We start from the raw sequence: 25,559 nt of genomic DNA, 5'->3' as shown, positions 1-25,559 counted from the left end.
AGGAAGCGCTCCAGGTTCAGCGGTTGCGGCGCAGCGGGATGACGGGCGCTGTGGGGGCGGCGTCGCCGCGGGAGTCCGGGCCGGCGGGTCGGACGCTGACGACGCGGGAGCGGGCCAGCGCCGCGCCTGCCTGCGCGCCGCGGTGGCTCGACAGGTCGGTGACGGCGGCCACCGGTCCGGTGGACACGCGGTCGGCGGCCGAGCTGAGCTCCCGCGCGGTGGTCGTGACGAGTGCGCGCGCGACGGAGTGGGCGTGGCTGGCCTCGGCCGGGGATGCGGCGGCGGGCGGTGCGGTCAACAGCCGGTGCGCGGAGTCGGCGACGACGGCCAGGGCCTGGGCGGTGCCGGCCACGGCGGCGGCGAACGCGGCGAGCGCGGCCCGGTCGGCGCCGGGGTCGGCGGTGCGGAACAGGACCTCGTCACTGGCGTCGGCGGCGATGGCCACCAGGTGGGTCATGGGCCACGCCGTCTCGGCGGGGTGGCCGGCCGCCGAGGGCAGCAGCGTGCGGTTCACGGCCTCCAGCCGGTCGGCCAGGGAGCGCATCACCGCCGACGGGTCGGTGTCGATCAGGGCACTCCGATCATCGGGGGTGGACGGGGGTCAGCGCCGGGAGGAGGGAGTCGTCGCGGCGGCGGGGGATCGCGAGACGATCCGGGTGGCACCGGAACGGCGGGACGCCGCCTCGGCGGTGGCGGCGGCTTCCTCGGCGAACCCGGACGGCACGATGACCAGGGGCTGCTTGCGGTACTCGGCACGCGCGGCGAGGAAGCGTGCGGCCTTGCCGTCCGGGTCCGCCAGCGCCTCCTGCTCGCGGGCGAGTTCGCGTTTGCGGACCTGGGCTAGGCCCGTGCGGAAGCGGCGGATCGTGCTGATGGTGTGGGAGAGCATGCCGTCGACCTCGGCGAACTGCTGGGCCACGCGGGTGTCCAGGCCCGGGGAGTAGAAGTGGGAGCGGGTCTCGCCGCGGGGACGGACCTGGTTCGCGAGGTCGCAGGCCTGGTTGAGGAGTTCGGTGAGCCTGTGCAGAACCGGGCTTGCCCGGGTGGCGGCGAAGGTGGGCCCCCAGTCCTCGCCGACGTTCGCCACGGCGGGCCCAGTGCGGTGAGAGAGTTGGGCGCGCAGCAGGCAGGCCACGGCCACGTAGTCGGCGAGCGCGCCGATGTCGCGGGCCAGCAGGTCCGGAACCTTGGCGGGCGGGGCCTTGGCGGTGTGCCGCAGGTCGCGGCGGAGCTGAGCGAGGTTCGTGGCGAGATCCGCGAGGCGTTGGACGTCGTCGGCGCTGATGTCGCTCATCGCCGGCGCCCGCCCGTCTGCGCGACAACGCCCGCGGCTGCGGCTGGCGCCGCGGAGACCGGGCGCCTCGGGCGGGCAGCGGTGGGCGGCTGCCGCTGCACCGGGGAGGGGAGTTCGGCGCGGATCTCGGTGATCTGGCGCCAGCCGGCGACCAGGGCGTTGTGGGCCAGGGCCGTCGAGTTCAGCACCTGGTAGCCGAGCGCGTCCTCGCGTACGTCGGGCGTGCGGCCGGTGCCGTTGTCCTCGGGGCTGCATTCGAGGGCGACGGCGGCGTCGAGCGCGTGGGCGAGGTGGCGGTGGGCCCGGGCGGCGTGGGCCCGGGTGGCCTGGAAGCCGCGGGCGGCCGTGGCCCGGGCCGGGTCGGTGGGCCCGGCCCGGAGGGCCTGGGCCCGGGTGGAGCAGTGCCGCAGCACGGTGAGCATGTGCTCGGCCCCGTCGGCCAGGGCCGCGGGGGTGGGCACGCGGGGGTGGCCGGGCACCGTGTCGGCGCGGTTGAGGGTCTCGGCGACATGGGCCATGACGTTCGCGAGCATGACCAGCTCGGTGTCGAACCCGGGGGTCGTGGGTGGGGCGATGGAAGGCTCCGGAGGTGAGGGGGCGTCAGCGGCGGATACCCGCGGCGGTCGGCAGGACGGCGGGCGTCGGAGCCGGGTGCGGGGCGGTGATGAACGCGGCTGCCGGGTGGGCCGCAGTGCTGCGGGCGACGGCGGCTCGCAGGCGGCCGGGAGGCAGCGCGGCGCCGTCGCGTCCCGAGCGTGCTTCGCGCCGCAGGCCCTCGCCGGCGTCCTCCAGGGCGAGCCGGGTCCGGGACAGGGCGAGGTTCAGCTCGCGCCCGGCCCGCTCGCGCACGTCTTCGGCCCGTGGGCCGTCGAGGCCGTCCACCTCGTAGAGCCGGGCGGCCATCGCGCCGGCCCGGCCGACGGTGGCGAGGGCCTGGCCGACGCGGGCGGCGGCGTCGGCCAGGGCGCGGGCGAGGGCTCGCTGCGCGGTGTCGGCGTTCGGGGCACCGGTCAGAGCGGCGGCGGTCCCCAGCAGCACCTGGTGCTGTTCGCCGATCCGCACCGCGTGCTCCCGGAGTTCTGCCACCGAGGGCGGTCCCTGCTCGCTGTAGGCGCCGGGGAGGGCGGCGGTCAGCTCATCGATGGTGGTGGCGGCGGCTCGCAGCCGGGTGGAGGCGGGGCTGGGCGGCCGGACGGGGGTGGGCATCGGAGGTCCTTCGGCTGGGAGAGAGGAGAGGGTGGGCAGCGGTTCAGTGGCTGCTGCGGATGGGCGCGCGGGCGCAGGCCGCCTGCTGCGCGGGCGACGCAGGGCCGGTCGTCCCGGTGTCGGGGACGGGGGCGAGTGAGCGGGCGCGGGCGGCGTCGCGGCGGTGCTCCGGCTCGTCGGGTTCGCCGACGGGGTTCCCGTCGGCGCCTGCGGTGCCGGTGGCGGCACGCCAGCGCTTCTGCACCGCCTCGGTGCCGCGCAGGGTGTGCAGGGCCGATCCGAGGAGGCGGGCGGCGGGCAGCGAGGTGTCGAGGGACAGCATGCGCACCGTGCCCGCCGCGGTGAGGGCGGAGCGCAGGACGGAGCCCTGGAGGACCTGTTCGGCCCAGTAGCCCGGATCACCGCTGAATCCGGCCCGGGTGACGGCGCGCACGGCGTCGGCGGTGGTCGTGCCCGAGGCCAGGTCTCCGTGGTGCTGGATCTCCCACAGGACGGTCAGCGGGTCGATCGGCTCGCCGCGGTGGGCCAGTGCGGCGACCGCCCGGTAGACGGCGCGGTGCCCGCGGTCCAGGAAGTCCGCCGGGTGCAGCCAGGGGGAGATGTCCCGGACCTCGCGCGGGAGGGCGGTCAGGGACGCGAGCAGCGCAGCCTCCTGCCGCAGCGTCTCCTCGACGGCGGGTGGGGGGAGTTCGAGCGGCCACGGACCGGGAAGGGGCCGCGGGTTCTCGTCCAGCGACCCCCAGGCGTCGGCGAGTTGACCGATGGCGGCCCGCAGGTCGCCGGTGAGGCGGAGCGTGCCGTCGACGGCGCCGGTGCGGGCGGCGGCCAGCAGCCGGTGGGCGTGCTCGTGCACCTGCCTGCGGACCGCGGTCTCCAGCACCATCCGGCCGTACGCGGCGGCGTGGCCGGTCACGGGGCACGCCGCGATCAGCGTGTGCCCGTACCCGGGTGTGAAGCCGGGGCTGGCCTCGGCCGCCGAGGCCATCGCCTGCGTCGCCCACGCGGAACTCGCCCCGTCGGTGTCCGGGGGAGCGGGGTGCCCGGCCGCGTCCTGGGCGAGCAGAACTTCGAACAGGGCGGCGTGAGCGGGCCGGTAGAAGTGCTCCGGCCGCAGCCAGCCGGCCACGTCCCGCAGCCGCTCCGGCGCCAACAGGATCGCGCCGAGGACCGCCTGCTCGGCCTCCATCTGGGGGTTCACCGCGTCACCTCCGCCCGCGACGGGGAGGACTCGTGGCGGGCGGGGGCCGAAACGCCTGGCCCGCCGTCCTGGGCGGGAGCGACTGCCGGGCCGGTGCGAGGCCCGTGACGGGGTCGGTGGCGGGCATCGGCGCGGGCGCGCGCGGGTCGATCCGGCGCAGGACGTCTTCCGCCTGCTGCTTCGTGGGAAAGCCGCCCTCGGTGATGCTGTAGGTCGCGCTGCGCAGGTAGACGGTCTCCAACTGGAGCAGGAACCGGCGACCGCTCGCGCGGGGGTGGCGGTCGAGCAGCAGTGCCCAGTTGGCCTCGCACTCGCCGCCGCTGGAGCCGCACGAGTAGGCCATCTGACGGCCGAGGAGCGTGTAGCGCGAGCCGGAGCGGCGGATCCGGTGCTCGGCGCGCAGGGTGGCGCCGTCGCCGGGGCGGGCGAACGCGTAGTCGCCGCCGTCCAGCAGCCCGTTGAACTCGTGCGGGGAGCCGAGTCCGTACGGGTCTACCGGAACAGGGTGGTAGGCGGCGAGGGCGTCGGGGCGCGCGCCGCGCTCGACGAGCCAGTGGCCGGCCCAGGCGTAGGTGACCGCCGAGGACATGCGCAGGTGGAAGGTCCGGGCGGCCGGGTCGAGCCGCAGATGGATGCCGGCGGCCCTGTTGATGCCGGTCATCACCGAGGGCGCGCCGCGGTCGGCGGCCACCAGGAACTGTTCGGTGGCGCTCTGCTGGGAGGCGACGACCTCGTAGAGAGCGGGCTCGGCATCCAGCCGCTGAAGGGTTATGGCGCTGGCGGGATCGCCGGGTGTCCAGTCACGCAGTGCGTGGACGGCTTCTTCCATGGACTTCCTGAAGGAGTAGGGATCGTGGACCCGGCGCCGGGCTGCCGAATCGGTCATCGCGAGCGCTGCGGGCGACGGCGCTCCGCAGCCGGCGGCGGGAGTTCCGCGGGAGCCCCCAGGGCGTCCAGGCCCGGCAGGCCCGGCGCGGTGCCGGCGGCTGTGGCGCGGCGGGAGACGGGGCGCGGATTGGCGGAGGCGGCGCGGGCCTGCGACCGCGGCCCGTACAGGTTCTCCAGGTAGCCGCGCACCGCCTCGCGCCATGGTCGGCCGAGGAGCGTGCCGAGGACGCGGGCGGCTTCGGTGGGTGCGACGACATCGCCTATCTGGCGGAACCGGGCGGTGTCCGAGCCGTCCCAGGGGTGACCGGCGGGCATACCGACGAGCAGGGATGCCTCGCCGGTGGTGATCCGCCGCTGCGGGTCACCGGCCCAGTACCAGCTGCGGCTGCGTCCGGTGACGGCGGTGGCGGTCTCGTCCGCGCTCCATTCGTTGCCGCCGGGCGTCGCGCGGTTCCCGCGGGTGTTCACCCGCACGCCCTTCTGCCAGCCGAGGGCCTGCGCGGCGGTGCGGGCCGGTGTCGGGTCGATGGGCTGGGCGGTGCGCAGACTCACCATCTCGTGGCGTCCGGCGACGAGGTAGGTGCGGCGGCGGTGGGAGGCGAGGCCGACGTCCGCCGCGTCCAGCTTCCAGTGGGCGCAGTCGCGCCAGTCCGCCATCTCCAGCACCTCGCCGATCGCGTCCGGCACGATCGAGGGCAGCGCGCTGGACTGCTCCATCGCGAGCCATTGGAGGTTGTCGTAGCAGGCGGACAGGCTCAGCGCCCAGAGCACGGACTCGGCTACGAGCCCGATTCCCGGGTCCGTCATCCTGGAGATGGGCTCGCGGGCGTCGTTGCGGGTGATCAGCGGGCCTGTCCACCCGCAGTTGCCGTCCCAGACCGGATCGGTGCAGATCAGGCAGCTGTCCCCCTCGTCGCACTCGCCGTCGTCGTGCCAGTGCCCGAACGTTGCCTCCAGCGCGAGGGGGAGCACGTCGAGCAGCAGCTCCAGGTTCGCGTAGGCGTGGCCCTGCCGGAGTCCCGCGGGGCTCCAGGTGATGCAGGGCGCGCTGACGATCAGGCCCTCGACGTACCGAAGAGCCGGGTGGGTGGGGTCGAGGTGGCGGACATCGGCGACGATGCGCCGGAAGCCGGCCGCCCGCGCGGTGGCCGCAGCGTTCTCGTCCAGCTCGACGCCGACGGTGTCGAAGGGCGTGCCGCCGTCCGCGAGGATCTGGAGACCGACCTCCCAACCGCCCGGGCCGGCGAAGAGGTTGACGATCCTCGGCGGGTCGCCGCGTCGCGGCGGGTACAGCCAGGAGACCGGCCAGGGGTGCGCGAGCGCGACCAGCTCCCGGTGGGACCAGGGGCCCGTCTGCCGCAGCTGGGGAAACCACGCCGGATCCCCGGCCGTGGAGAGGTTGGGCCACCGGCGGGGCGGCAGGGACGTGTACTCCTGGCGCGTCACCGCGTCCGGCCCGCAGCGGGCGCTGCCGGTGGCGCTGCGGGAGACGGGCGAAGCACCTCACCGTCTGCGCCCCTCGCGGCGCCGGTCGGCGGGGGAGCAGCGAGCGAGGGTGGAGCGGTCGCGGAGGTGCTCAGGGCGGCGGCCCTGCGCGGCGAATCGCCCGCGACGGCGACCGGCCGGCGCAGGCCGGTGGTGATCTGCGAGGTGATCTCGTCCAGCGTTTCGACGTGGCGGCGGAACTCGTGGCTCAGGTGGTTGCCCGTGACGGAGGGGCTGGCAAGGTCCAGCAGAGAGGACCGAAGGCCGCGCAGGAGCTGCAGGTCGTCCTTGACGGAGGTGGTCCGCGCGCCCTGGACGGCCTCCCACTCGCCCGTGAGGCCTTCGAGATCGTTGTAGATCCCGCAGGCCACCTCGTTCACGAGGTCGGGATCGAGGTACGGGAGGGAACGGCCCGCCAGGGCCTGCGGGTGGGTCGCACGGAGGTCGACGAGATGCTCCGCAAGCCACCACAGGCCGTCGATCTGGTGCATCGCGGTGAACTGCGGGGCCTCCGCCGGGGCGAAGACCCGGACGTAGGTGTCGACCGCTTCACGGACCGCGTCGGGCAGGATCCCCTCGGCACAGAGCAGGTCCCGCTGGTTCTCGGGGGTGAGGGCGCCGGCGTCGGAGCGCCCGTTTCGGGCGTCCCGGGTGAACGTGGAGTGCTCGGCAAAGCCGAACCAGTTGCCGGGCAGTGCCCCGTACGCAGCGGAGACGATGCGGACGTCGATGCCCGTCCAGGCGTCGTGGCGACTCCCCTGCGCGAGCGTGGCGATGATGACGGTGTCGGCGCGGCGGGCGATCTGCTGGAGGCCGGTGGTGGTGCCGTCCGGAAGCGGACGGATGAAACGCAGGGCCTTCGCCTGGTCGACGGGGGTGTTCGAGAACATCAGAAATGGCATCCGAGGAAGGCGAATGCGGGCGGAGCCGGCCACCACGCCCGGGAGCGCACGGCGGGGCGGGGGTGGTGACGCGGCCGGCGCCGCGGTGGACGGGGCACGGGGTTCCCCGCCCACCGCAACTGCGGTCTCGGGCGGGGAGCGAGGAGGTCAGGCGGGATCGCCGGAGCGGCAGGAGTACGGCGAGCACCCGTCGGCGGGACCGAACTCGGCCTCGTCGGCAACGAGCTGTTCCTCCAGGGCGAGCTGCTCGCGGCGGGTGAGGCGGTCGATCGGCGCCTCGGACAGCGGGACACGGGAGCGGTGCAGGTAGGCCTGGCCGAGCAGGGGCCGGCCGCCCGCACTTGCCCGGGCGTTCCCGGCGCGGATCTGCGCGTCGAAGTCGACGACGTCCGCCCACTCGGCCGGGTCGCCGTCGCGGATCGCCCGCCACTGGGCGTTGCCGTGGAACGGGCACCCCAGGCACGCCGACTTCGGGGTGCTCTCCAGACCGTGCTCGGCGAGCAGACCCAGGCAGTCACCGCGCGACAGGCCCAGCTCGATCAGCGGAAACCTGTTGCGCGTGTACTTGACGTCGGCATCCTTGGCCCGATGGAACTCGTCGGTGGAAATACCGATCCACTGCTCGGCAAACACCTCGGCCGGTATTCGCGCAGGATACGGATACCCGAGGATTTCCCGAACCTGCCGCTTAATGGGCTTGATTTTGTATTCGCCAGTGCACTGGCGCCGCGTCATCCCAGGTGAACCGTCCTTGTTCAGGATGTAGAGCGGCATGCTGGCGAAGCGGTGAGCAGGGTCCAGGGCATCATTTCTGATATTTCCGGAGGACACCCGGAGGATGGGAATTCCGGCGGGCTCGGCTATCTCCCGCTCGACCCGGTCGAGATGGGAATAGACCGCCTTCGGCTCCCAGTCCGTGTCCGCGAAGACGGCGAAATCCAGCTTCGGCAGCTCGCCGAGCGCGGACAGGAGCAGCAACGTGGTCGACTGCACCCCGGCCCCCAGGGACAGGGTGCGTACGGTGGGCGCGGTGCCGGTATCGGTCACGGCGCCTGCCACAGCGAGACGACAACGGGCCCTTCGCCCGGCCGCGCTCTGCGACGAGCGGTGGCCCGCCATCCCGCGCGTCGGGCGCGCGCGGCGCTCTCGTCGTCACGGGCGTAGGTGACGAGTCGGGTGTAGCCGAGGGATTCGGCAGCCCGGCGGCAGGCGGTGTACAGCAGGGAGTCCTCGACCGGGGCACCGGTGCCGACATCGGCGAAGGTGACCTCCAGCGTGGTGCCGTCGTCGAGCAGCCCGGCGGTCGGCCGGTGGGCGACGGCGACAGTGCGAACCCTCCCGTCGTCGTCGGCGCCGGCCACGGCGAACACCCGGCCTCGCGGTGTTCGGCGATGGCGCAGGCGGACGGAACGGACGGCCTCGCGGTCGCGGACGGGCACAAGGTGGAGACTCATTCGGCCACCGCCTTGGCGCGGGCACGCTCGGTGATCGCCGCGGTCTGCCGAGCCGAGGCCTTGCCGATCACGTCGGCACCGCGCTCCTTGTACCAGGGCCGCAGGTGGAGCAGGGCGGGCTTGATCCCGGTGGCGAACAGGAGCCCGGTGCCCTTCGCGAGCGCTCTGATCTGGTCGGCGGGCAGGATCCGTTCCTGGCGCATCGACACGGAGGTGGAGCGCCCGGACTCGCTGGTGGAGCGCGAGACGGTCTCCACGTCGTGCTCGCCGACGAGCCTGGAGAGCTTGTCGGCGAAGTCCGCGTCGTCGATACCGGAGCCGACGAGCTTGATCGTGGCGGCGGACCAGAGCGCGTCCATGCCGACCTCGCCCCACACCCGCTGGCCCTGCCGGTAGGACTGCAGGATCGTGATCGGGATGACCCCGCGGGAGCCCAAGTGCGAGTACAGGTCGGGCAGGTCGCCGATCTTGCACACGTTCGCGGCCTCGTCCAGGATGCACAGCAGCGGGGGGTCGAGGCGTCCGCCGTCGCGTTCGGCCTGGACGACGGCGGTGCGCATCACGCTGTCGGCCGCGGCGGCGATCAGTGCGGACGCGCTGCCGCCGCCGTCCTTGCTGAGCAGGTAGAGGGTGTCCGTGCGGGTGACGAAGTCGGCGGGCTTGAACTCCGGAAGCTCGCTGTTGGGGGTGACCCAGGCGGCGATCTTCGGGTCGAGCAGGCACGAGGCGTACTGGCGCGCGGTCTCATAGATCCCGTCCCTGGTCTCGACAGCGCCGGACACCGTGCCCTGCAACTGGGCTGCAATGGCGGACAGTTGGTTCGACTTGAGGATGTCGATGGGGGTGCGGTCGGCGGGCTGGGCGAGCCAGGCGAGGACGTCGGTGATCGGGCGCCCGTCGGCGCCGGCCGCCAGGAACAGCGCGGTGAGCGTGTTGGCGGCGGCGGTGCTCCAGAAGTCGCCCTGCTCACCCTCGTCGACGGCGGCGGTGACGAAGTGCTGGGCCAGACGCCGGGCTCCGGGGAGGTCGTTGGCGTCGGCGAGCGGGTCCCACCACATCGCCTGCTCGGTGTGGGCGATCTGCTGGGGGTCCATCACCCATACCCGGCCCACCTCGGCGCGGGCCTCGACCGTCACGGTGAAGGCGTCTTTCGCGGCCTTGTTCGAGGTGATCATGGCCGGGCCGGGGGCGCTGAGGATCGAGGGGACCGCGAGGCTGGTGGTCTTGCCGGAGCGCGGCGCCATGATGGCGACGGCGACGTCCTCCCACGAGGTGCGGACCTCGGGGCCCTTCTCGCCCAGGGTGCCGAGCAGGATGCCGGTGTCCTCGGGGCGGATCGTGCCGGGCTTGGCGGAGGCGAGGCTGGGGCGCAGGCTCCGCGCCTTGGTGGTGATCTCCTTGGGCAGGAGGACGGCGAGGTCGCGACTGGTGGCCAGGCCGTTGCTCTTCTTGCGGACCTTCAAGTAGATCCGCAGGCCCACAGCGGCGAGGCCGAGGGTGACGGCGGCAGGCAGGACCCGGGCGCCGAGGAGCAGGGTGACGGGCCCGAGCCCCGGCCACAGCCGCTGGGGGTGGAGCGCGGCCGTGACCGGCTGGTAGACCGCCCACGGGCCCTGCCCGAAGAAGAGGTTGGTGGCGTTGCCGAGGGCCCAGGCGATCGAGCCGAAGGCGATGAGGAGGAGGCCGGCACCGATCAGGGCGTAGAGGAGGGCGTCGGTGCCGGGAGATGCGGAGGGTGACTTGGGGGAGGAAGCGGGGGGCAGGGTCGTCCTTGCGGGGATGGCCCAGGCGCACGGGATCGCAGGCCCTCAGGGGCCGCGGGCGCAGGGCGGGAGACGGCCGGGCGCCGGGCGCGGTGTGCTCACGCGCCGGGGACCAGGGCCGGGGAAAGGTGGGAGGACGCTCAGCGGTGCGGGGCCGCAGGGGCGGGCGTGCCGCCCCACGGCGCGGCGCTGCTGCGCAGGGCGGACGCCGGACGGGTCTGGGCGGGCGCGGTGCGGGCGGTGGAAGCGCGAAGGCGGCCGGTGCGGTCGAACGAGGCGAGCTGGCAGGCCGCGTGAGCGAGGGACAGGTCGCGCTCCAGGTGCGGGGCCGAGCCGTCGGCGCGCATCAGCGGGGCGACGATGCGCGCCTCGTGGTCGCCGATCCGCAGGGCGATCCACCGGCAGGCCGCAGGATCGTCGACGGGCACGATGCCGGTGGCGGCCAGGATCCGGCGGACGGTCGAGGCCCACCGTTCGTCCGGGAGCGGGGCACTGTCGGGACGGGCGCGTACGGTGCAGTGCCACACGTCCCGGCTGCGGCCCGGCCGCAGGTCCCGCTCGGGCCGCCGGGCGCGCAGATAGGCGTCCAATTCGGCTGCGAGGGAGTCCAGTTCCGAGCTGCCGGGAGCAGGCAGTCCGGCGATCGGCTGCCAGGCGTCGAGGACGGTGACCCGGGGGGTGCCCGGCAGGCGCACGGCGTGGTGCTGGGCTGCGACGAGCAGGTCGCGGGTGCTGGCATAGCGGGTGATGGACGGGATCAGGAGAAACGTTTCTCCAGGGGCGGGTGGTTCAGCGCCTGCGTGGGGCGGGCCCTGGGCCGGGTGGCTGGGGCGGGGCCGGTGCCGGCGGGGCCACGGGCCGCGCGGCGCTCGATCGGATCCGGGCGGGGCGGGCGGCCACGGAGCGCAGGCGCTCGGGTGTGTCGGTGATGTCGGTACCGGCCTGCCAGATCTCGTCGGCGGCGAGGGCGAGCGGCTGCCACAGGTAGCTGCCGCCGGGCGAGTCCTTGACCCACCGGCTGGCGGTGGCGAGGGCGTCGGAGAGCGCTTCGAGGGTGCCGCCGTCGCGGGTGATCGCCTCGACCAGGTCGGCCACCTCGGCGGGACCGGAGGCGTCGCGCAGCTGCTCGCAGACGAGCCGCAGCGCCTCGGTGGCCCGGACTGCCGGGGACGGCTGGGGCATGGGGGGCAGGGTCTCCTGCGGGCCGGTCACCGGGCCTTGCCCGCGGCGGCCTGCGGAACAGCAGTGTGGGTGGGTTCGGCCGAGGTCGTGGACGGCGCCGCGGACGGGCGGGTGGCCACCCGAGCGGCCAGCGCGCGGCTACTCAGGTCGGAGGCGAGGGGCCTGCGGTAGTCCCACGGCCAGTGGCCGCCGATGGCGTACAGGCCCCGCGCATCGGCGGCGACCTGTTCCTGTCCGCCCTCGCCGTCGTACTCCTTGGGCCAGGTGAACTGCAGGGTTCCGTCAGCCTTGAACTCGGCGGTCATCCCGCAGTCGTCCTTGCGCAGGTCGGCGACGATCTGCTCGGCGCCGCTGCGGGTGAACAGCGGGTTGCCGTACGGGTCGACGTAGCCGGCGCTGGGGGTGGCGAGGGCCGGGACCGGGACGTGGGTGGAGCCCTCCGGCCAGAACAGGTAGACCCGTTCGCCGTCGGCCGGTGCGGGTCCGGTCCACAGGGCCTGCTCGACGGCGTGGCGGTTGGCCGCGGCTTCGGCCGGGCTGAGGTCCTGGGCGAGAAGCGTCAGCGCGGCCGAGAGGTGGGGGCCGGACTTCCCCAGCGCTTCGTCGATGGCCTCCAGGGCATCGGCGGCGAGGTGGCCGAGTTCGTACAGGTCCTCGGCCGCAGGGTCGGAGCGGTGGGTGCGCTCCAGGCCGTCGAGATCGGCACGGACGGTGACGGCCATGGAGGAGGCGAGTGCCAGCAGGCCCTTGTCGGCGAGGAGGGTCTGGAGCAGGGCCTGGCTGGGGGTGCGCTGCTGGGAGTCCAGTTGGTCGGCCAGCGCCCGCAGCCGCTGGGCGTAGGAGGTGACGGTGGTTGGCTTGCTCATGCGCGGGTCCTTCGTGGGCCGGGGGCGGGTTCGGAGGGTGCGGCCGGGGTGACGGGCCGGGCGGTGGAGGCGCGGGCGGCGGGCGAGCGGGTCCGGGCGGCGTGCACGCGCGGACCCGTCACTGCGGGCGCGGGATATCCGGTGGCAGCTGCCGCCGTCGCGATGGCGCGGGCGGCGGCGGCGCCGTCCATATGCCAGGCCTGAAGGTCGGCCCGCTCATGCAGGGAGCCGTCGGCGCGCAGGGAAGCCCGGGCCCCGGCGGTGAACAGGGCGTGCAGCGCGTCCCTCGTGCTGTACGGGCCGGTGACCATCTGCGCGCCGACATCGGCGAGGTCGCGCACGTCGTCCATGGAATCGACGAGGGCGGTCAGCTCCCCGAGGCGGGCGGCGATCTCGGCCAGGACCTCCAGGGCCTGCTCGCCGGCGGGGGACAACCGAAGCTCGGGGTCGACCTCTACCCGGTAGCCGGCGCGCTCCAGTAGCCGCGCGGCCTCGCCCACCAACGCCCGCAGCACGAGCGGGCCGTCCGTGCTCTGCAGGGTGAGAGGGCGTTCGGCGTTGCGTGGCGGGGCGAAGCCGAGCCTGGCGAGTACGGCACGGGCCCGCTGGTCGGCTCCGGTCGCCTCGGCGGCGCCGAAGGAACCCGGTGCGATGCGGACCGGCTCGCTCAACGGGCAGTGCCCCGGGTCGCGGGTGCTGCGGCGTTGGCGGGCGCCGGCGTCGGCGCGCCCGGGTGGACGGGCCTGGCGGCGGACTGCGCGAGGCGGCCGTGTGCGGCTGCCGCCCGGGGCGAGCGCGTGGCGGGCTCCGCCGGGAAGGCGAGGCCGTAGCCGGCCAGGCGGGTGCTGATCTGCTCCAGGTGCAGGCGAAGCAGGACCGCGGTGGCGCCAGCCTGTCCGAGCTGCTCGGCTGTCTGCCGGGCGGCGCGGGTGCCGCCGTCGGCGGTGCTCTCGGCGGCGAGTCGCAGGGTCTCCTCGACCTCGGCGAGCAGGGGTTCCAGCAGCGCGAGGGGCCTGGCGATGTCGGCGGGCATGCTGCTGTCGGCGAGGGAGTCGCCCAGGCGCCGCACGGCCTGCGCGGCGGTGCGGGCGCTCTCGGCGTCGTCCGGCGGGCAGGGGCGGGCGGTGGCGGGGGTGGGGGACACGGTCGGGGCCTCGCCTAGAACGGGTTCTCGGTGCTGCGGTCCGCGTCGGTGGCGGCCTCCAGCAGCTCGGGCAGGTCACCGGGCGCAGCATCGCGCTGGTCGATCCACCAGCCGGCGCGGTCCACGGTGCGGGCACGGTTCTCGACCTCCTCCCAACCGCCTTCCGCGAGCGTGCCCTCGACGACGAGCGCCTGGTAGGCGGTGGTGACGAGCTGGTGGCGCGAGCGCTCGCCCCAGGCGAGGATCGTCTGCGGCCCGGTCAGCGGCGGCATGCGGTACTGCTCGGCCCACGCGGCGGCGGCCTGCTGCTCCTCGGCGCGGCGGGCGGCGATCCACGCGGCCCGTTCCGCGCCGTCGCTCTCGCGTTCGGCGCGCCAGCAGTCCGTGCAGTCGCGGCCGGCGAGCCAGCGGGCGTAGCCGGCACGCCGGTCGGCCGGGCGGGCGGACAGGTCGTGCTCGACCTCGTGTCCGCAGGAGTGGGTGACGGGCCATCGGGTCTTCAACCCCGGGGAATTGCATTGGATGCGTGATCCGGAGTTGATTGAGCTGGTGTTCTGCGGCTTCATGCCGATTACCTCTCTTCGGAGTTGAGGCCAGTGGCCTGGGGTGTTGCGCGCCTGAGTGCATCTGATGCATGATTCGCGCGGCTAGTGAAAGGGGTGGGCGGGTGCCCAGAGCGGAACTGCGGGAGGCTTCAGCGCAGCTCGTGCTGCTCCAGGGCGTGTCTCTGCTGCATCCAGAGGACGCGGTCTTCGAGGCGATGGTCGAGGGCTGGGGGCGGCAGCAACGCGGCGGGCGCCGACTGCAGCCGGACACGATCAGCGACCGGCAGAGTGTGGTGCGGCGCTTCGCCGGATACACCAACGCCTATCCGTGGCAGTGGTCGGCATCTGACCTCGATGAGTGGATGACTTAGACCGACCGGCAATAGGCAGTCGCTGTCGCACGTAAGGCGGGGTGGATGCAGTACGGGCACGGGTCCACGTGATCATGGAGTTCTCTACGCTCAGTGATCACGAAGGACGGCCGTGCCCGCGCTGCCATCTTGCCTGCTCGAACCCCTCTGGGACCAGTTCGCTGCACTCTTGCCTGCCCGGGAAGCGTTCGTCGCGAACCATCCGCTGGGCTGCCACCGCCGCCGGATCGCTGACCGGACGGTCTTCGAGCACATCGTGCTCGCGCTGGTCCACGGCTCCGGCTACGAGCGCGTCTCCACCCCTGGATGCTCCGACCGCACGATCAGGCGGCGTGTCAAAGAGTGGGCCGAGCAAGGGATTTCCGAATCTGTGCACGCTCTCGCGCTCGAGGCCTACGACCGGATGATCGGCCTCGGTCTGGGCGAGATCTCGGTGGATGGCTGCATCACCAAGGCCCCGTCCGGCGGTGACAAGGCCGGGCGCTCGCCGGTCGACCGGGGCAAGCAGGGTCTGAAGCGCTCCGTCGCCACCGACGCCTGCGGCGTCCCGCTCGGGATCGTCTCCGACGGGGCCAACCGGCACGACTCGCCCCTGCTCGGCCCGACCCTGGACGCCGCCAAGGACCAGGTCGGCGCGCTGCCGGAAGCCGTCAACGTCAACCTCGACCGCGGCTACGACAGCGCCAAGTCCCGTTCGCTGATAGCCCAGTTGGGCTTCACCGCGGAGATCGCCCGCAAGGGCGTGCCCGCCCCGATCCAGGCCGGCAAGCGCTGGGTGGTCGAGCGCACGCACTCGTGGATGAACGACTACGGCAAGCTCCGGCGCTGCACCGAGAGGAGCGGCAGCGTCGTGGACTTCTACCTCTACCTCGCCGCCGCCCTCGTCACGCTCCGCATGCTGATCCGCCGGGCAACGAGCCGCTACCGCTGGGACGGCCGGCCCACCACCCGACGCCTCAAGTGATCCATTTGCCGGTCGGTCTTACCTGATCGCCGAGTTGAAGCGGGCGGAGTCGACGATCCGCAGCTATCAGGGCGCGATCCGAATGTTCTGCGACTACGTCACGTCGCCGCATTACCAGTGGCCAGCCGAGTGCGAGACCCGCTTCGGGGTCCACCCGGTGCAGATCTGCCATGAGTGGAACACTGTCGCGCACTTGGCGGACCACGAGGGCGGTGCCGAGCGCCGGCCGATGACGCGCGAGGAGATCCAGGTTTTCCTCGATCACGCGGACGCCCAGGTCGACCGGGCGATCCGGCTGGGGCGCAAGGGAGCGCTCGCGGCCTACCGGGACGCCACGGTGTTCAAGCTGATGTACGGCTGGGGCACGCGCTGCACCGAGACCTCACGGCTGGACGTCACCGACTTCTACCGCAACCCGAGGGCGCCGGAGCTGGGCAACTTCGGTTCGCTGAACGTGCGTTACGGCAAACGGACCAAGGGGTCGCCACCCCGTCGGCGCACGACGCTCAGCGTCATGCCCTGGGCGGTGGAAGCGGTCGAGGACTACGTGGCCAACGCCCGGCCCCGCTACGCGGCAGCGCCGGAGCAGGCGGCGCTGTGGCTGACCGAGCGTGGTGGGCGGCTTCAAGCCCGTGAGATTGAGGACCGGTTCGCGACCTACCGCGACGCGCTGGGCCTGGACAAGGCCCTGGTCCCGCACTGCCTCCGGCACAGTCACGTGACCCACCAGATCGAGGACGGCGCGGACCCGGCCTTCGTCCAGCGGCAGGTCGGCCACCGTTACGCCTCCACGACCGCCCTGTACACCGGGGTGAGCGGGGACTTCATGAACACGATGATGCGCAAGGTCCTGGACCGCGCCCTCCAGGGCGGACAGTAGGGAGATGATGTGACGCCGAAGCTGGACTACCGCTGGCATCTGCGGGAGGTGATGGCCACTCGCGGCATGTTCTCCACCACGGACCTGCGGCCCCTGTTGGCGGAGCGCGGCATCGACCTGTCGCCGAGCCAGACCTACCGCCTGGTGGTGGAACGGCCCGAGCGGTTGAGTCTGAAGACCCTCATGGCCCTGCTCGACATCCTGGGCTGCAGTATGGACGAGCTCATCGAGCCTGTCGCAGCGGCCGGTTCGCGGCGCCGTCACAGCACCGCTGCCGGGGGCGGACAGGTGCCCGGGCAGAACGTAGCTGTCGGCGAGTTCCGGCCCAAGCGGGCCCGGATCGTCCCCGAGTAGGCGCCGGTCGTGCCCGCCCCTGAGCTGCCGCGCTCCGCTACGGAGCCCGAGGCCGTCATCAGTGAGCTCGTCCGGTCGGCCGACTCCGCGTGCGAGCGGATCGACGTCGCCGCAGTACTCCGTACGGCCTTCCGGCAGCGACCCCAGCTGCGGGCGCTCGCCGAAGTCCTCAAGGCCAGACCGGACTTGCTGACGTCCGGTCGTCCCGAAGGACCACGGGCGATCGAACGGCTCATCCGGGCACTGCGCGAGGCCGGCGCGGAGAAGCTGGCGCTGCCTTGCTGCGGCGACTGCGGGCGCGAGCGCCCGCTGACCGGCCTCGGCGACGGCGTGCGCATCTGCGCCACCTGCACCAACCGTCGCGTCGTACGGGCCAACCCCTGCGTGATCTGCGGTAGCACCACGCTTGCCGGACGCGACCGCGCTGGCCGGCCCCGCTGCCGGGCACATCCACCTTGGGGCTCCACGGACCCGGCTCGGGAACTGGCCGAGCTGATCGCCGCCGGCCCCTTCGGTATCTCGCCCGAGACCGCGGAGCAGGCTGTCCGCTCGGTCGAACCCACCCGGCCCGGTCAACTCCGGCTGCTGTGGGCGCTGGAGGACACTCCTGGCCTGCTGACCGGGCGCGGCGCCGAGGGACCGCCCAAGCTCTCCGCCCTGACCCAGGCGCTGATCGACCGGGGCGCCCACGGAGTGGTCGTCCCCTCCTGTCCGTTCTGCCAGCGCGTCACCGCCCTGAAAGAGCGTCGTGACGGCCTGCGCTGCTGTGGGCAGTGCTCGCGCGATGCCAAGATCGTGACCTGTACGGTGTGCCGACGTGCCCGGCCGATCGGCGGCCGGCGCTTCGACGGCGAGCCCCTGTGCGGCACCTGCCGCCAGCACGACCCCTTCAACCACCGGCCGTGCAGCATCTGCGGCCAGCTGCAGTTCAGGAGGTCCCGCACTGACGACGGTGGGGTCTGCGCCGCCTGCCGGGAGATCCCGACCGCGGTCTGTGCGACCTGCGGTGAACACGGACCCTGCTACTTCGCCGCCACCGACGCCCCCAAGTGCCTGTCCTGCAGCGCCAAGGAGCGCGAGGAGGCCGTATGCGCCAGCTGCGGCAAGCACCGGCGTGTCAACAACCGCACCGCCACCGGCGAGCCGCTGTGCGGAACCTGCGGCAACAAGGCCAAGCCCTGCACCGGCTGCGGCGGGATCTTCCGCACCAGCGGCCGGACCCCCGAAGGCGATGCCCTGTGCCAGACCTGCTGGGCCAAGCACCCCGCTGCCCGTCGTCCCTGCTCCGAGTGCGCGACCGTCGAACGGCTCTACCGGCACGGACGATGCGCCGACTGCGCGCGCTCCGCCGACCTGCGTGAGGTGCTCAGCCCGCCGGGCGGCCTCGTGCGCCCGGACCTCGAACCAGTCTTCCAAGCGCTGCTGACCCCGCCGCCCCGTACTGTCCTGCACTGGATCCACAAGGTCCCCGTGCGCCGGGCCGTCCTCCAGACCCTGGCAACCGAGACCGGGCCGGTCACGCACGAGGTCCTCGACCGCTTCGCCGCCGCGCCCACCGTCGAGTATCTGCGTGCCGCGTTGGTCGCCGCAGGAGCCCTGCCCGCCCGCGACGAGCAACTCGCCCGATTGGAAAGATGGTTGGCCAAGACGGTCGCCCGCGTCTCGTCCGCCGAGGAACGCAGGATCCTGCGCAACTACACGAACTGGCAGCCCCTGCGGCGACTCCGCGGCCTGCCCGCCGGACAGCTGGTCAGCCACGGCCGAGCCGAGACCGTCCGGATCGAGATCCGCAACGTGGCCCGCCTGCTGGAGTGGCTCCACGACGACAACATCACCCTGGCCGACTGCACCCAGGACCAAGTGGACACCTGGCTCAGCGAGGGCCCCAGCACCCGCGCCACGGTCCGCGGATTCCTGCTCTGGACCGGCAGACGCGGCCACAGCCGGCCACTGACCGCGCCGGTCATCAGTAACTCCTTCACCGCGCGCACCATCGGCAAGGACCAGCGCTGGGCCCTGGTCCGCCACCTCGTCCACAATGAGCAACTCCAGGACGCCGACCGGGCGGCCGGCCTGCTCCTGCTGCTGTTCGCCCAGCCCGTCGGCCGGATCAGCCGACTCACTACCGAGCACATCGTCGACCGTGGCGACACGCTCGCTCTGAAGCTCGGGCGCGTCCCCGTCGAGATCCCCGCTCCCCTGGACGAGCTCATCCGCCAGCTCGCTGAGCGCCGGAACGGCCGCGCAGCCACCGTCCCGCTCGAGGAACCAAAGTGGCTGTTCCACAGCACTTACCCCGGACAGTCGATCGACCCGCACACCCTCGGCCGACGACTGAAGGCCATCGGCGTCTCACCCCAGCTCGCGCGCCACGCGGCGCTGATGGACATCGCCTCGGAGCTGCCCGCCGTCGTCATCAGCCGACTGCTCGGATTCCACCAGACCACTGGAGACAACTGGGCCCGCGAGGGCCAGGGCTTCGGCGCCGACTACGCCGCTGAAGTCAGCCGCAGGTGAGCCCCTCGTGCGCGAGCTGACTCCCCACGACGACGGCTGAGCCGCCTATGCCCGCCAGGGACTGGCCCTGTTCACGCTCTCCGACTACGCAAGGGACATCGCGGACAGCGGCGTCGCCGGGCAGCCAGCGATTTGAGGGATCTACGTACTTATCGCGCTAAACAGGATTAGGATGGCACTCAGTCGGTCGCGCACATGGGATGGTACAGAGCATGCGGATCAGTCGAGTCCTTGTCGAAAACTACAGGAACTTCCAGAAGCTCGTGATTGATCCGTTTCCGCCCTCTGCGGTCATCGTAGGTGAGAACGGCGTCGGTAAAACGAACTTCCTGCGGGCTCTGCGCATCGTGCTGGATCCCGAGCTGCCTGACTCGGCGCGTTGGCTTCGCCCTGAAGATATCTGTGAAGCCTCTGCAACGAGCTATTCAGATGGCGTCACGGTTCGCATCGAGGTCGACATCACTGATTTCGCAGGGGAGCTCGCAGCGGAAGCGTCGCTGGACGGCTGCTTCGTCAGCCTTGACCCGCTCACTGCCCGGCTAACCTATGTATTTGAGCCGCTGGCATCCGTGGCGGAATCTTCCGGAAGGCAGCTAACTCGGGACGATTACACGTGGGATATTTCGGCGGGGATTGACGGAGACCGGGACGGAAAGCGGATTCGTCGCGATATCAACTTCACGGTCCTGCAAGCATTGCGTGATGCGGTTGGCGACCTGTCTAGGTGGCGAGACTCTCCGCTGCAAGATCTGCTCGAATTGCGGCGTCCGCAGCAGGCTGTGTTGACTAGCACTGCTGAGGGAGTCGGGACGGCTATGGAAACTCTGGCTCGCGAGCCGGAGATCGGTCGGCTCGCTGAAGAGTTGTCGAACCGTCTCACGTCTATGGCGGGCGAGCGGACCGATATCGCCCCGAGCTTCGGTTTTGCCTCGAGCGATCCGAACCGGCTTCTTAGGTCTATCCGGCTCTTTGTGGATCGGGCTGGGAAGCGAAGTGTCTCGGATGCATCGACCGGGAATGCCAACATTCTCTATCTTGCTTTGCTTCTGGAGCGTTCTCGACTCCGCAAAGAGTCGGATGTAATTGTTGACACAATTTTGGGTGTCGAAGAACCCGAGGCGCATTTGCACCCTGTCTTGCAGCGGCAAGTCTTCAGTCACCTTCTTCATAGCGAAGCGTCGCTGATGGTGACAACTCACAGCCCACACATTGCGGCGGTGTCACGATTGGATTCGTTGATCCTGCTACGGAAGGCCGCTGACGGATCCACCGAGGCGTCTTATACATCACGTGCCGATTTCTCGGCCGATGAAAAAGAAGACTTGGAGCGCTATCTCGACGTTAGTAGGGCAGAGGTGCTTTTCTGCTCAGCGGCGATCTTGGTTGAAGGAATTGCTGAGGTCTACCTGGTCCCTGCTCTTGCTCAGGCTCTGGGGTTCAACTTGGATGCCTGCGGGGTTATCGTTACTAGTATCGGCGGGACAGATTTCCTGCCATTCCGCCAGTTGCTGGGCGAAGACTCTCTGAATATTCCTCATGTGATCCTGACTGACGGGGACCCAACTAACAAAAAAGGCGAATACCTTCACTACGGGTTGAGTCGGGCAGCTAAGCTGATGCATGGTGCTGCCGCCGGTGATTTCACTCGGAGAGTGGAAGAGTTCTTGGCCAAGGATCCCGAGTCCGCCACCCTGGATCTGAGACTGGACGCCGCCAAGGTGGGTGTATTCATGGGGCCGAAGACCCTGGAAGTGGACATCGCTCCGTTGCTGGGCCCGCACATGGTCAAAGCGCATGGCCAGTTCAACGATGTTTCGGAGAATCTCAAGGAAAAGTTCGAAGAGGCTGTCGATGGACTGAGCAATGGGGACTCTTCACATCAGAAGCAACTGCTTCTCCGGATCGACTCTATCAGCAAAGGCCGCTTTGCCCAGCGCTTGGCTCACCACGTAGAGCAGGATGGATTGGCAGGCTTCCGTGATGCGATGCATGGACGGGATCCTTCGGAGTTGCTGCCGTCCGGCGATTCCTACAGGTTCAGCGAGCGGTTGTTCACTGATTCGACCTACGGATACTTGATCAGTGCCCTGGATAATGTGTCCCGGCAGGTCAGGAACCACGGCCTGTTCGAAGTAAAGCCGGCGCTTCCTGACTTGGAGGCCCAGTGACCAAAGATCTAAGGGTCCGTCCAGTTCTCGCCCGCGAGATACTGGCGCTCAATGAAGACCAGCAAGAGGCTGCCACGCATGATGGTGATCTCGTAGTTCTTGCTGGGCCGGGGTCAGGCAAGACGCGCACGCTGGTGGCTAGAGTCGGATACCTTCTCGAAATGGGGAACTCGAGTAGTCGTGGCGTGGCTGCAATTACTTATACTAACCACGCCGCCAGAGAGATTAGTGAGCGGCTGGCAAGGTTGGGGATCTCTGCGAGCGGTAGACTGACGGCTGGAACTCTCCATTCGTGGTGTTTGTCAAACATCCTCCGCCCCTACTCGACCCTAGTTGGCAGGCGCCATCCGGATCGACTAACCGTCCTCGACGACAAATCCAAGGAGTGGGTGAACCTCCTAGAAGAGTGCTTCGAGCGCGCTGGCGTAATGCTTATTGCGAAGTATGAGATCCCCGCTTTCACGAGGGCGCGACGTCGCCTCGCAGTTGGAGATTCCGGCGAGCCCGGAGATCCGATGGTCGAGGCTGTGCGGACGTTCGAGAGCGAGATGGGCAACAGAGGTTTTATCGATTTCGATCTAATGGTCTCAAGCTCTCTATCGCTACTCGTGGAGAATCCGCGAGTAGCTCAACTTGTCGCTGCGAAGTATCCGAATATTGTAGTCGACGAATACCAGGACTTGGGGCCAGTTCTGCACGGACTGGTGACTTTACTCAATGAAGCGGCTGGCATCCAGGTCTCTGCCTTTGGCGATCCAGATCAGACCGTCATGGGTTTCACTGGTGCCGACCCGCGCTACTTGAACGAGCTTACGGAGAGATTCCATCCCGTCGCGCTAAAGGTGAACTATCGCAGTGGGCGAGCGATCATCGCAGCGAGTCATGCTGTCCTTGGAGAGGAGCGCGACCATCAAGCTCGCGAGGATCGCGAGGACCATGGAGTAATCGAGCCGATCGAGGTGCGTGGCGGGCTGCGTCGGCATTCGCAGATAGTGGTCCAGAAGATTTCTGAGCTCACTGCTTCGGGAATTCCGGCACATGAGATTGCGGTACTCTATCCACGTAAAGGGCCGCTGCTAACATCGCTGCTTCGCGAGTTTTCCGTCGGATCTGTCGAATATATTCATGAGCGGGATGAGCTACTTCCCTCCGGTCCGATAGCAGATTTCATTCGCGCATGCGCCGCAAGGGTCATATCGGGTTACCAGCCGTCGATCGGCAGGGAGTCATCCGCGGACGCTGTTCAAACGGTTGGCGAGCTCGCTGCTACATACAGAGCACTTCGACGGGACAGTGGGCTGGAGGATATTCCGCATAGGTTCGTATCAAAGAGAATTGCTTCCCTTGTTCGACTGAACTCATCAGGGGAGATCCCTGGGACTCTAGAATGGCTTGATAGGCTGGTTGGAAATCTAGAGTTGAGTCAACTCGCGCAGGCTAGTCCGCGCCGCCTCGACGTCAACAGCATTGAAGGCTTCAAGGAATGCTGTATAGACAACGCCCTGACTCTAGTTGATATCTCGGCAGGCGAGCTAAGGACTGGAAAGGTTGCTCTCACTACATATCACTCGGCCAAGGGCCGGGAATGGCAGGTTGTGATCCTTCCGGGCTTGGTAGATGGAATCATGCCGAGTAGATTCTGGGATCGCAAGAGGAAGCTATTTCCAGAGCCGCCGCTGAGCCGGCTCAAGCAGGACAGGCTGACGTTCTATGTGGGCCTTACCAGGGCGAAGAGTGCTGCCGTCCTCCTATACGGCGACCACTGGGAAACAGACTGGGGTGGGAGGAACACGCTCGGGATTTCTCGCTTTGCGCGTGATGTGCTGACTCAGCTATCCGCCTCTGGGGATTAACTGAGCCCTCCTCGATGAGGCGGATGTAATTGACCGCGATTTCAAATTTCCGTGAGCTGTACAGATTTGGCGTTTGCTTGGCTGGATGGTCACGCCCTTTTGGGGAGCGGAGTGGTCGGGGCTACGGTGTTGCGCGTTCCCGAGGGGACCACCTTGCGTCGGATCCTCCGGATCGCCCTTCCTGCGTCACCCGCGCCTCGCAGGATGGGCGATCCCTTGCCACCTGGCGGTGTCGAAGCCGTGAAGGCCGCCGAAGCAGTGAGAGCGGATGCCCCGATGTCATTCCGCATCTTCGGATAGCCGGGCTTACCGACAACTGCCAAGTGGGAGGGCTCCTTCGCGGGGTTCAGCGGGCGTGGATGCTGTAGGCGTGGCGCGGGTCGACCGGCTGCGCGGCGGCCTCGACCGGCTGGGCCGCGCCGACGCGGCCGAGCTGGAGGCTGGTGGCGCGGGCGGCCTTGGCACGGGCGCCGAGGTTGGCCTCGACGGGCGGCCGGGAGGCGGGGGCGGCGGTGCGGGTGCGTGCCGGGGAGGCGGCGGAGATGGTCTCCAGGTCCTTGCGGACGCCGCCGAGGGTGGTCTGGGCGCTCTCCAGCACGGCGGAGACCTGCTCGGGGTCCAGGGCCTGCGGGTCGTCGCGCAGCTGCTGGGCGAGGCCCGTGAGGATCTCCTCGATCGCGGCCAGGGTGTTCTGCCGGTTGGTCAGCAGGGCGCCCATCCGGCTGCCGGGTTCCGCGAGGGCCGGGTGCAGGCGGGTGGCGAACGGGTCCTGTCCGCCCTCCGGTTCGGTCCGCTTGCCGGGACCGGGACCGGGGCTGAGGTGGGGCGCGGGGATGATCCGGGTGGCGAACGGGTCGTCCTCGGACGGGTGCTGCCGGGAGGAGGACTCGGCGACCTTGATCAGGTGGGTGCGGAACTGGTCCGCAGCGTTGTCCGGTGAGCGGTCCGGGTCGTACGGCAGGTCGGCCGCGACGCTCAGGCCGGCCGCGCGCAGCCGGGCCACGGTGTCCATGGCCCGCTCGGGGCCGTTGGCCTGCTGCTCGGTGAGGGAGAACAGTGTCGGGTGGCCGGGGACCCGGTAGAAGCCGGCAGCCGCGAGGTACTTGGCGGCGGCGGGGTCGACGGTGTTGTTGGTGGCGGTGATGCCGTGCTCGTGGTGGGTGCCCACCGTGACGTCGGCCCGGGCCGACGCGGCGGGACCGGTGAGGAGCGGGGCGTCGGGCGAGGGGGAGACGCGGCCGGTGACGATCTTCGTGCCGGGCGCTGCGGCGGCCGAGGAGGGGGACGGGTAGCCGGGGTGGGCGTCGTACTCGAACGCCGGGTCCGGGCGGACGTCCGCGCCGGTGGAGCGCAGGGCCGCCACGGTCTGGCGGGCGTGGAGCAGCAGGTTGTCGGTCCGGCCGGTGAACGCGAGGTCGCCGCTGGTGCCCGCGAGCGGGGTGAAGCCGTAGTCGGCCAGCAGGCGCCGCTGGCGGTAGGTGGCGTGTTCGAGACCGGTGACGGCGACGCCGTGCTCGGGGTGGCGGGTGATCTGGACGACGGGGCGGTCGGTGATGCGGGGCTCCTAGAGGCTGGCGGCGTGCGTGGGGGCGGTGGAGATCACCTGCGCGGACGGGGCCGCCTGGATGATGGGGCCGGCGCCGAGCCCGCGGGCGGTGACGGCGCTCGCGGCGGTCGCCCGCACGCTGCGCGCGGTCGCGATCGGCGCTTCGACGACGGAGCCCAGGTCGGTGAGGCCGGCCTGCAGGTCGCGCAGGGTGTCGGACAGGCCTGTCACCTGGCTGAGTGCGATGTCGGCGCGGGCGGCGAGCAGTTCGCCCTGCTCGGCGGCGACCTGGTCGATGAACGTGCTCATGTCGGCGAGCAGCTGGGAGAGGTTCGGCAGCGCCCCGGACTTCGGGTCGAGCGCGGTGTCCAGCAGGTCGGCGACGTCCCGGCTGTCGGTGAGCGTGCGCAGGTTGACCTGTTCGAGGACCAGGTCCTCGGCGGCCTCGGCCAGGCGGTCGGCGGAGGCAGGGGGCGTGGCGAGGCCGACGGTGGCGACCTGCAGACCCAGGCCCTGCAGGACCAGGCTCGCCCGGGCCGCGGCGATCAGCGACTGGCGGTCTCCGGCTCCGGCCGGCGGCAGGTAGATGTCGCGGTCCGGGGCGGACCCGTCGTAGCGCCACCCGACCTGCCGCAGGACGTCGGGCACCAGGCCCTGGGTGGCGTCGGTGGCGGTGGCGGCGACGATCCCTTCGGTCTGGTGGCGTGCGAAGACCACGTCGGCGCCGAATGTTGCCGCGCGGACGGGGTCCTCCCGGGCGCCGGTTTCGACGGTCAGCTCGCCGGCGTCCAGCAGGTACGCGGACTGGGCGGCGCGGGAGACTGCGTCGTCGCCGTGGAACTCATACGCCCCGCGGTCGTCCTGGAGCGCGAGGGCGCCGTTCTGTTCCAGGATCCGGTGTGCCGCGTCGGGCGCGCGGGGGCCGAGTCGGACGGTGATGGCGCCGTCGGCGCCGGTGCCGAAGGTGATGTCGGCCATG

At 70.8% G+C, this 25,559-nt stretch carries 26 protein-coding genes; 7 read left to right on the top strand and 19 right to left on the bottom strand.

The genetic code is table 11. The annotated features are described in order from the left end of the window. Window positions 1–16: 16 nt before the first annotated feature. The 17 genes from OG715_RS07355 to OG715_RS07275 form a co-directional block, all read right to left on the bottom strand. Window positions 17–547: a hypothetical protein gene (locus OG715_RS07355; RefSeq protein ID WP_266276270.1), complete on the bottom strand. Its 531-nt coding sequence runs from the start codon at window positions 545–547 to the stop codon at window positions 17–19. 54 nt (window positions 548–601) lie between these two features. Beyond that, complete coding sequence (locus tag OG715_RS07350; protein WP_266276272.1) at window positions 602–1,294, bottom strand: hypothetical protein; 693 nt, start codon at window positions 1,292–1,294, stop codon at window positions 602–604. Further along, complete coding sequence (locus OG715_RS07345) at window positions 1,291–1,827, bottom strand: hypothetical protein (RefSeq protein ID WP_266276274.1); 537 nt, start codon at window positions 1,825–1,827, stop codon at window positions 1,291–1,293. Before OG715_RS07345 ends, OG715_RS07350 begins: the two co-directional genes overlap by 4 nt. A 67-nt stretch (window positions 1,828–1,894) precedes the next feature. After that, complete coding sequence (locus tag OG715_RS07340; protein WP_266276276.1) at window positions 1,895–2,500, bottom strand: hypothetical protein; 606 nt, start codon at window positions 2,498–2,500, stop codon at window positions 1,895–1,897. A 43-nt stretch (window positions 2,501–2,543) separates the two neighbouring features. Further along, window positions 2,544–3,698, bottom strand: coding sequence for a DnaB-like helicase N-terminal domain-containing protein (locus tag OG715_RS07335; RefSeq protein WP_266276278.1), 1,155 nt, complete (start codon window positions 3,696–3,698; stop codon window positions 2,544–2,546). A gap of 4 nt (window positions 3,699–3,702) precedes the next feature. After that, window positions 3,703–4,527 (bottom strand): hypothetical protein, encoded by an 825-nt coding sequence (locus OG715_RS07330; protein ID WP_266276280.1) that lies wholly within the window; start codon window positions 4,525–4,527, stop codon window positions 3,703–3,705. Between the two features lie 53 nt (window positions 4,528–4,580). Next, on the bottom strand, window positions 4,581–6,032 hold the full coding sequence (locus tag OG715_RS07325) for a DNA cytosine methyltransferase (RefSeq protein ID WP_266276282.1): 1,452 nt from the start codon (window positions 6,030–6,032) through the stop codon (window positions 4,581–4,583). Further along, on the bottom strand, window positions 6,029–6,973 hold the full coding sequence (locus OG715_RS07320; protein WP_266276284.1) for a hypothetical protein: 945 nt from the start codon (window positions 6,971–6,973) through the stop codon (window positions 6,029–6,031). The genes OG715_RS07325 and OG715_RS07320 overlap by 4 nt, the downstream gene beginning before the upstream one ends. A gap of 147 nt (window positions 6,974–7,120) precedes the next feature. Further along, window positions 7,121–7,951, bottom strand: coding sequence for an adenine nucleotide alpha hydrolase family protein (locus OG715_RS07315; protein ID WP_266277407.1), 831 nt, complete (start codon window positions 7,949–7,951; stop codon window positions 7,121–7,123). Between the two features lie 65 nt (window positions 7,952–8,016). Next, the gene (locus OG715_RS07310; protein WP_266276286.1) at window positions 8,017–8,427 is read right to left on the bottom strand and encodes an XF1762 family protein; all 411 of its coding nucleotides are present in this window, start codon (window positions 8,425–8,427) and stop codon (window positions 8,017–8,019) included. Then, on the bottom strand, window positions 8,424–10,190 hold the full coding sequence (locus OG715_RS07305; RefSeq protein WP_266277409.1) for a TraM recognition domain-containing protein: 1,767 nt from the start codon (window positions 10,188–10,190) through the stop codon (window positions 8,424–8,426). The genes OG715_RS07310 and OG715_RS07305 overlap by 4 nt, the downstream gene beginning before the upstream one ends. Before the next feature lie 140 nt (window positions 10,191–10,330). Continuing rightward, window positions 10,331–10,885, bottom strand: coding sequence for a hypothetical protein (locus tag OG715_RS07300; protein ID WP_266276289.1), 555 nt, complete (start codon window positions 10,883–10,885; stop codon window positions 10,331–10,333). A gap of 94 nt (window positions 10,886–10,979) precedes the next feature. Continuing rightward, window positions 10,980–11,372: a hypothetical protein gene (locus tag OG715_RS07295; RefSeq protein WP_266276291.1), complete on the bottom strand. Its 393-nt coding sequence runs from the start codon at window positions 11,370–11,372 to the stop codon at window positions 10,980–10,982. A gap of 26 nt (window positions 11,373–11,398) precedes the next feature. Then, on the bottom strand, window positions 11,399–12,238 hold the full coding sequence (locus tag OG715_RS07290; protein ID WP_266276293.1) for a hypothetical protein: 840 nt from the start codon (window positions 12,236–12,238) through the stop codon (window positions 11,399–11,401). Further along, a complete protein-coding gene (locus OG715_RS07285; protein WP_266276295.1) occupies window positions 12,235–12,909 on the bottom strand; it encodes a hypothetical protein in 675 nt (224 codons plus the stop codon). The genes OG715_RS07290 and OG715_RS07285 overlap by 4 nt, the downstream gene beginning before the upstream one ends. After that, window positions 12,906–13,382 (bottom strand): hypothetical protein, encoded by a 477-nt coding sequence (locus OG715_RS07280; RefSeq protein ID WP_266276297.1) that lies wholly within the window; start codon window positions 13,380–13,382, stop codon window positions 12,906–12,908. The genes OG715_RS07285 and OG715_RS07280 overlap by 4 nt, the downstream gene beginning before the upstream one ends. Before the next feature lie 14 nt (window positions 13,383–13,396). After that, window positions 13,397–13,885, bottom strand: a complete 489-nt coding sequence (locus tag OG715_RS07275) for a hypothetical protein (RefSeq protein ID WP_323182286.1) — start codon at window positions 13,883–13,885, stop codon at window positions 13,397–13,399. Between the two features lie 164 nt (window positions 13,886–14,049). Between OG715_RS07275 and OG715_RS07270 the strand changes: the two genes are divergently transcribed. The 7 genes from OG715_RS07270 to OG715_RS07240 all read left to right on the top strand — a co-directional run bounded on the left by OG715_RS07270 (window position 14,050) and on the right by OG715_RS07240 (window position 23,034). Next, window positions 14,050–14,298 carry a hypothetical protein gene (locus OG715_RS07270; protein ID WP_266276301.1) on the top strand — a complete coding sequence of 83 codons (249 nt, stop codon included), beginning with the start codon at window positions 14,050–14,052 and terminating at the stop codon, window positions 14,296–14,298. A 112-nt stretch (window positions 14,299–14,410) separates the two neighbouring features. Further along, window positions 14,411–15,262 carry an IS5 family transposase gene (locus tag OG715_RS07265; protein WP_266276092.1) on the top strand — a complete coding sequence of 284 codons (852 nt, stop codon included), beginning with the start codon at window positions 14,411–14,413 and terminating at the stop codon, window positions 15,260–15,262. Between the two features lie 193 nt (window positions 15,263–15,455). Continuing rightward, complete coding sequence (locus OG715_RS07260; protein WP_266276303.1) at window positions 15,456–16,142, top strand: tyrosine-type recombinase/integrase; 687 nt, start codon at window positions 15,456–15,458, stop codon at window positions 16,140–16,142. Window positions 16,143–16,151: 9 nt separating this feature from the next. Then, a complete protein-coding gene (locus OG715_RS07255) occupies window positions 16,152–16,496 on the top strand; it encodes a helix-turn-helix domain-containing protein (RefSeq protein ID WP_266276305.1) in 345 nt (114 codons plus the stop codon). 9 nt (window positions 16,497–16,505) lie between these two features. Further along, window positions 16,506–19,013 carry a hypothetical protein gene (locus OG715_RS07250; RefSeq protein WP_266276307.1) on the top strand — a complete coding sequence of 836 codons (2,508 nt, stop codon included), beginning with the start codon at window positions 16,506–16,508 and terminating at the stop codon, window positions 19,011–19,013. A 212-nt stretch (window positions 19,014–19,225) separates the two neighbouring features. After that, complete coding sequence (locus tag OG715_RS07245; RefSeq protein ID WP_266276309.1) at window positions 19,226–21,181, top strand: ATP-dependent nuclease; 1,956 nt, start codon at window positions 19,226–19,228, stop codon at window positions 21,179–21,181. Next, window positions 21,178–23,034 (top strand): ATP-dependent helicase, encoded by a 1,857-nt coding sequence (locus tag OG715_RS07240; RefSeq protein WP_266276310.1) that lies wholly within the window; start codon window positions 21,178–21,180, stop codon window positions 23,032–23,034. The genes OG715_RS07245 and OG715_RS07240 overlap by 4 nt, the downstream gene beginning before the upstream one ends. A gap of 346 nt (window positions 23,035–23,380) precedes the next feature. Here OG715_RS07240 and OG715_RS07235 read toward each other — a convergent pair whose 3' ends face one another. Both OG715_RS07235 and OG715_RS07230 read right to left on the bottom strand, forming a co-directional pair. Then, entirely contained in the window at window positions 23,381–24,397 is a 1,017-nt protein-coding gene (locus OG715_RS07235) for a hypothetical protein (protein ID WP_266276311.1), read from the bottom strand. A gap of 201 nt (window positions 24,398–24,598) precedes the next feature. Further along, complete coding sequence (locus OG715_RS07230; protein ID WP_266276313.1) at window positions 24,599–25,558, bottom strand: hypothetical protein; 960 nt, start codon at window positions 25,556–25,558, stop codon at window positions 24,599–24,601. Between the last annotated feature and the right edge of the window lies 1 nt (window position 25,559).

Origin of the sequence: Kitasatospora purpeofusca (assembly GCF_036010405.1) — a bacterium.
GTDB classification, from domain to species: Bacteria; Actinomycetota; Actinomycetes; order Streptomycetales; family Streptomycetaceae; genus Kitasatospora; species Kitasatospora purpeofusca.
The sequence above is the reverse complement of the archived record's forward strand: the minus strand, read 5'-3'. Positions and strand labels throughout refer to the sequence as shown.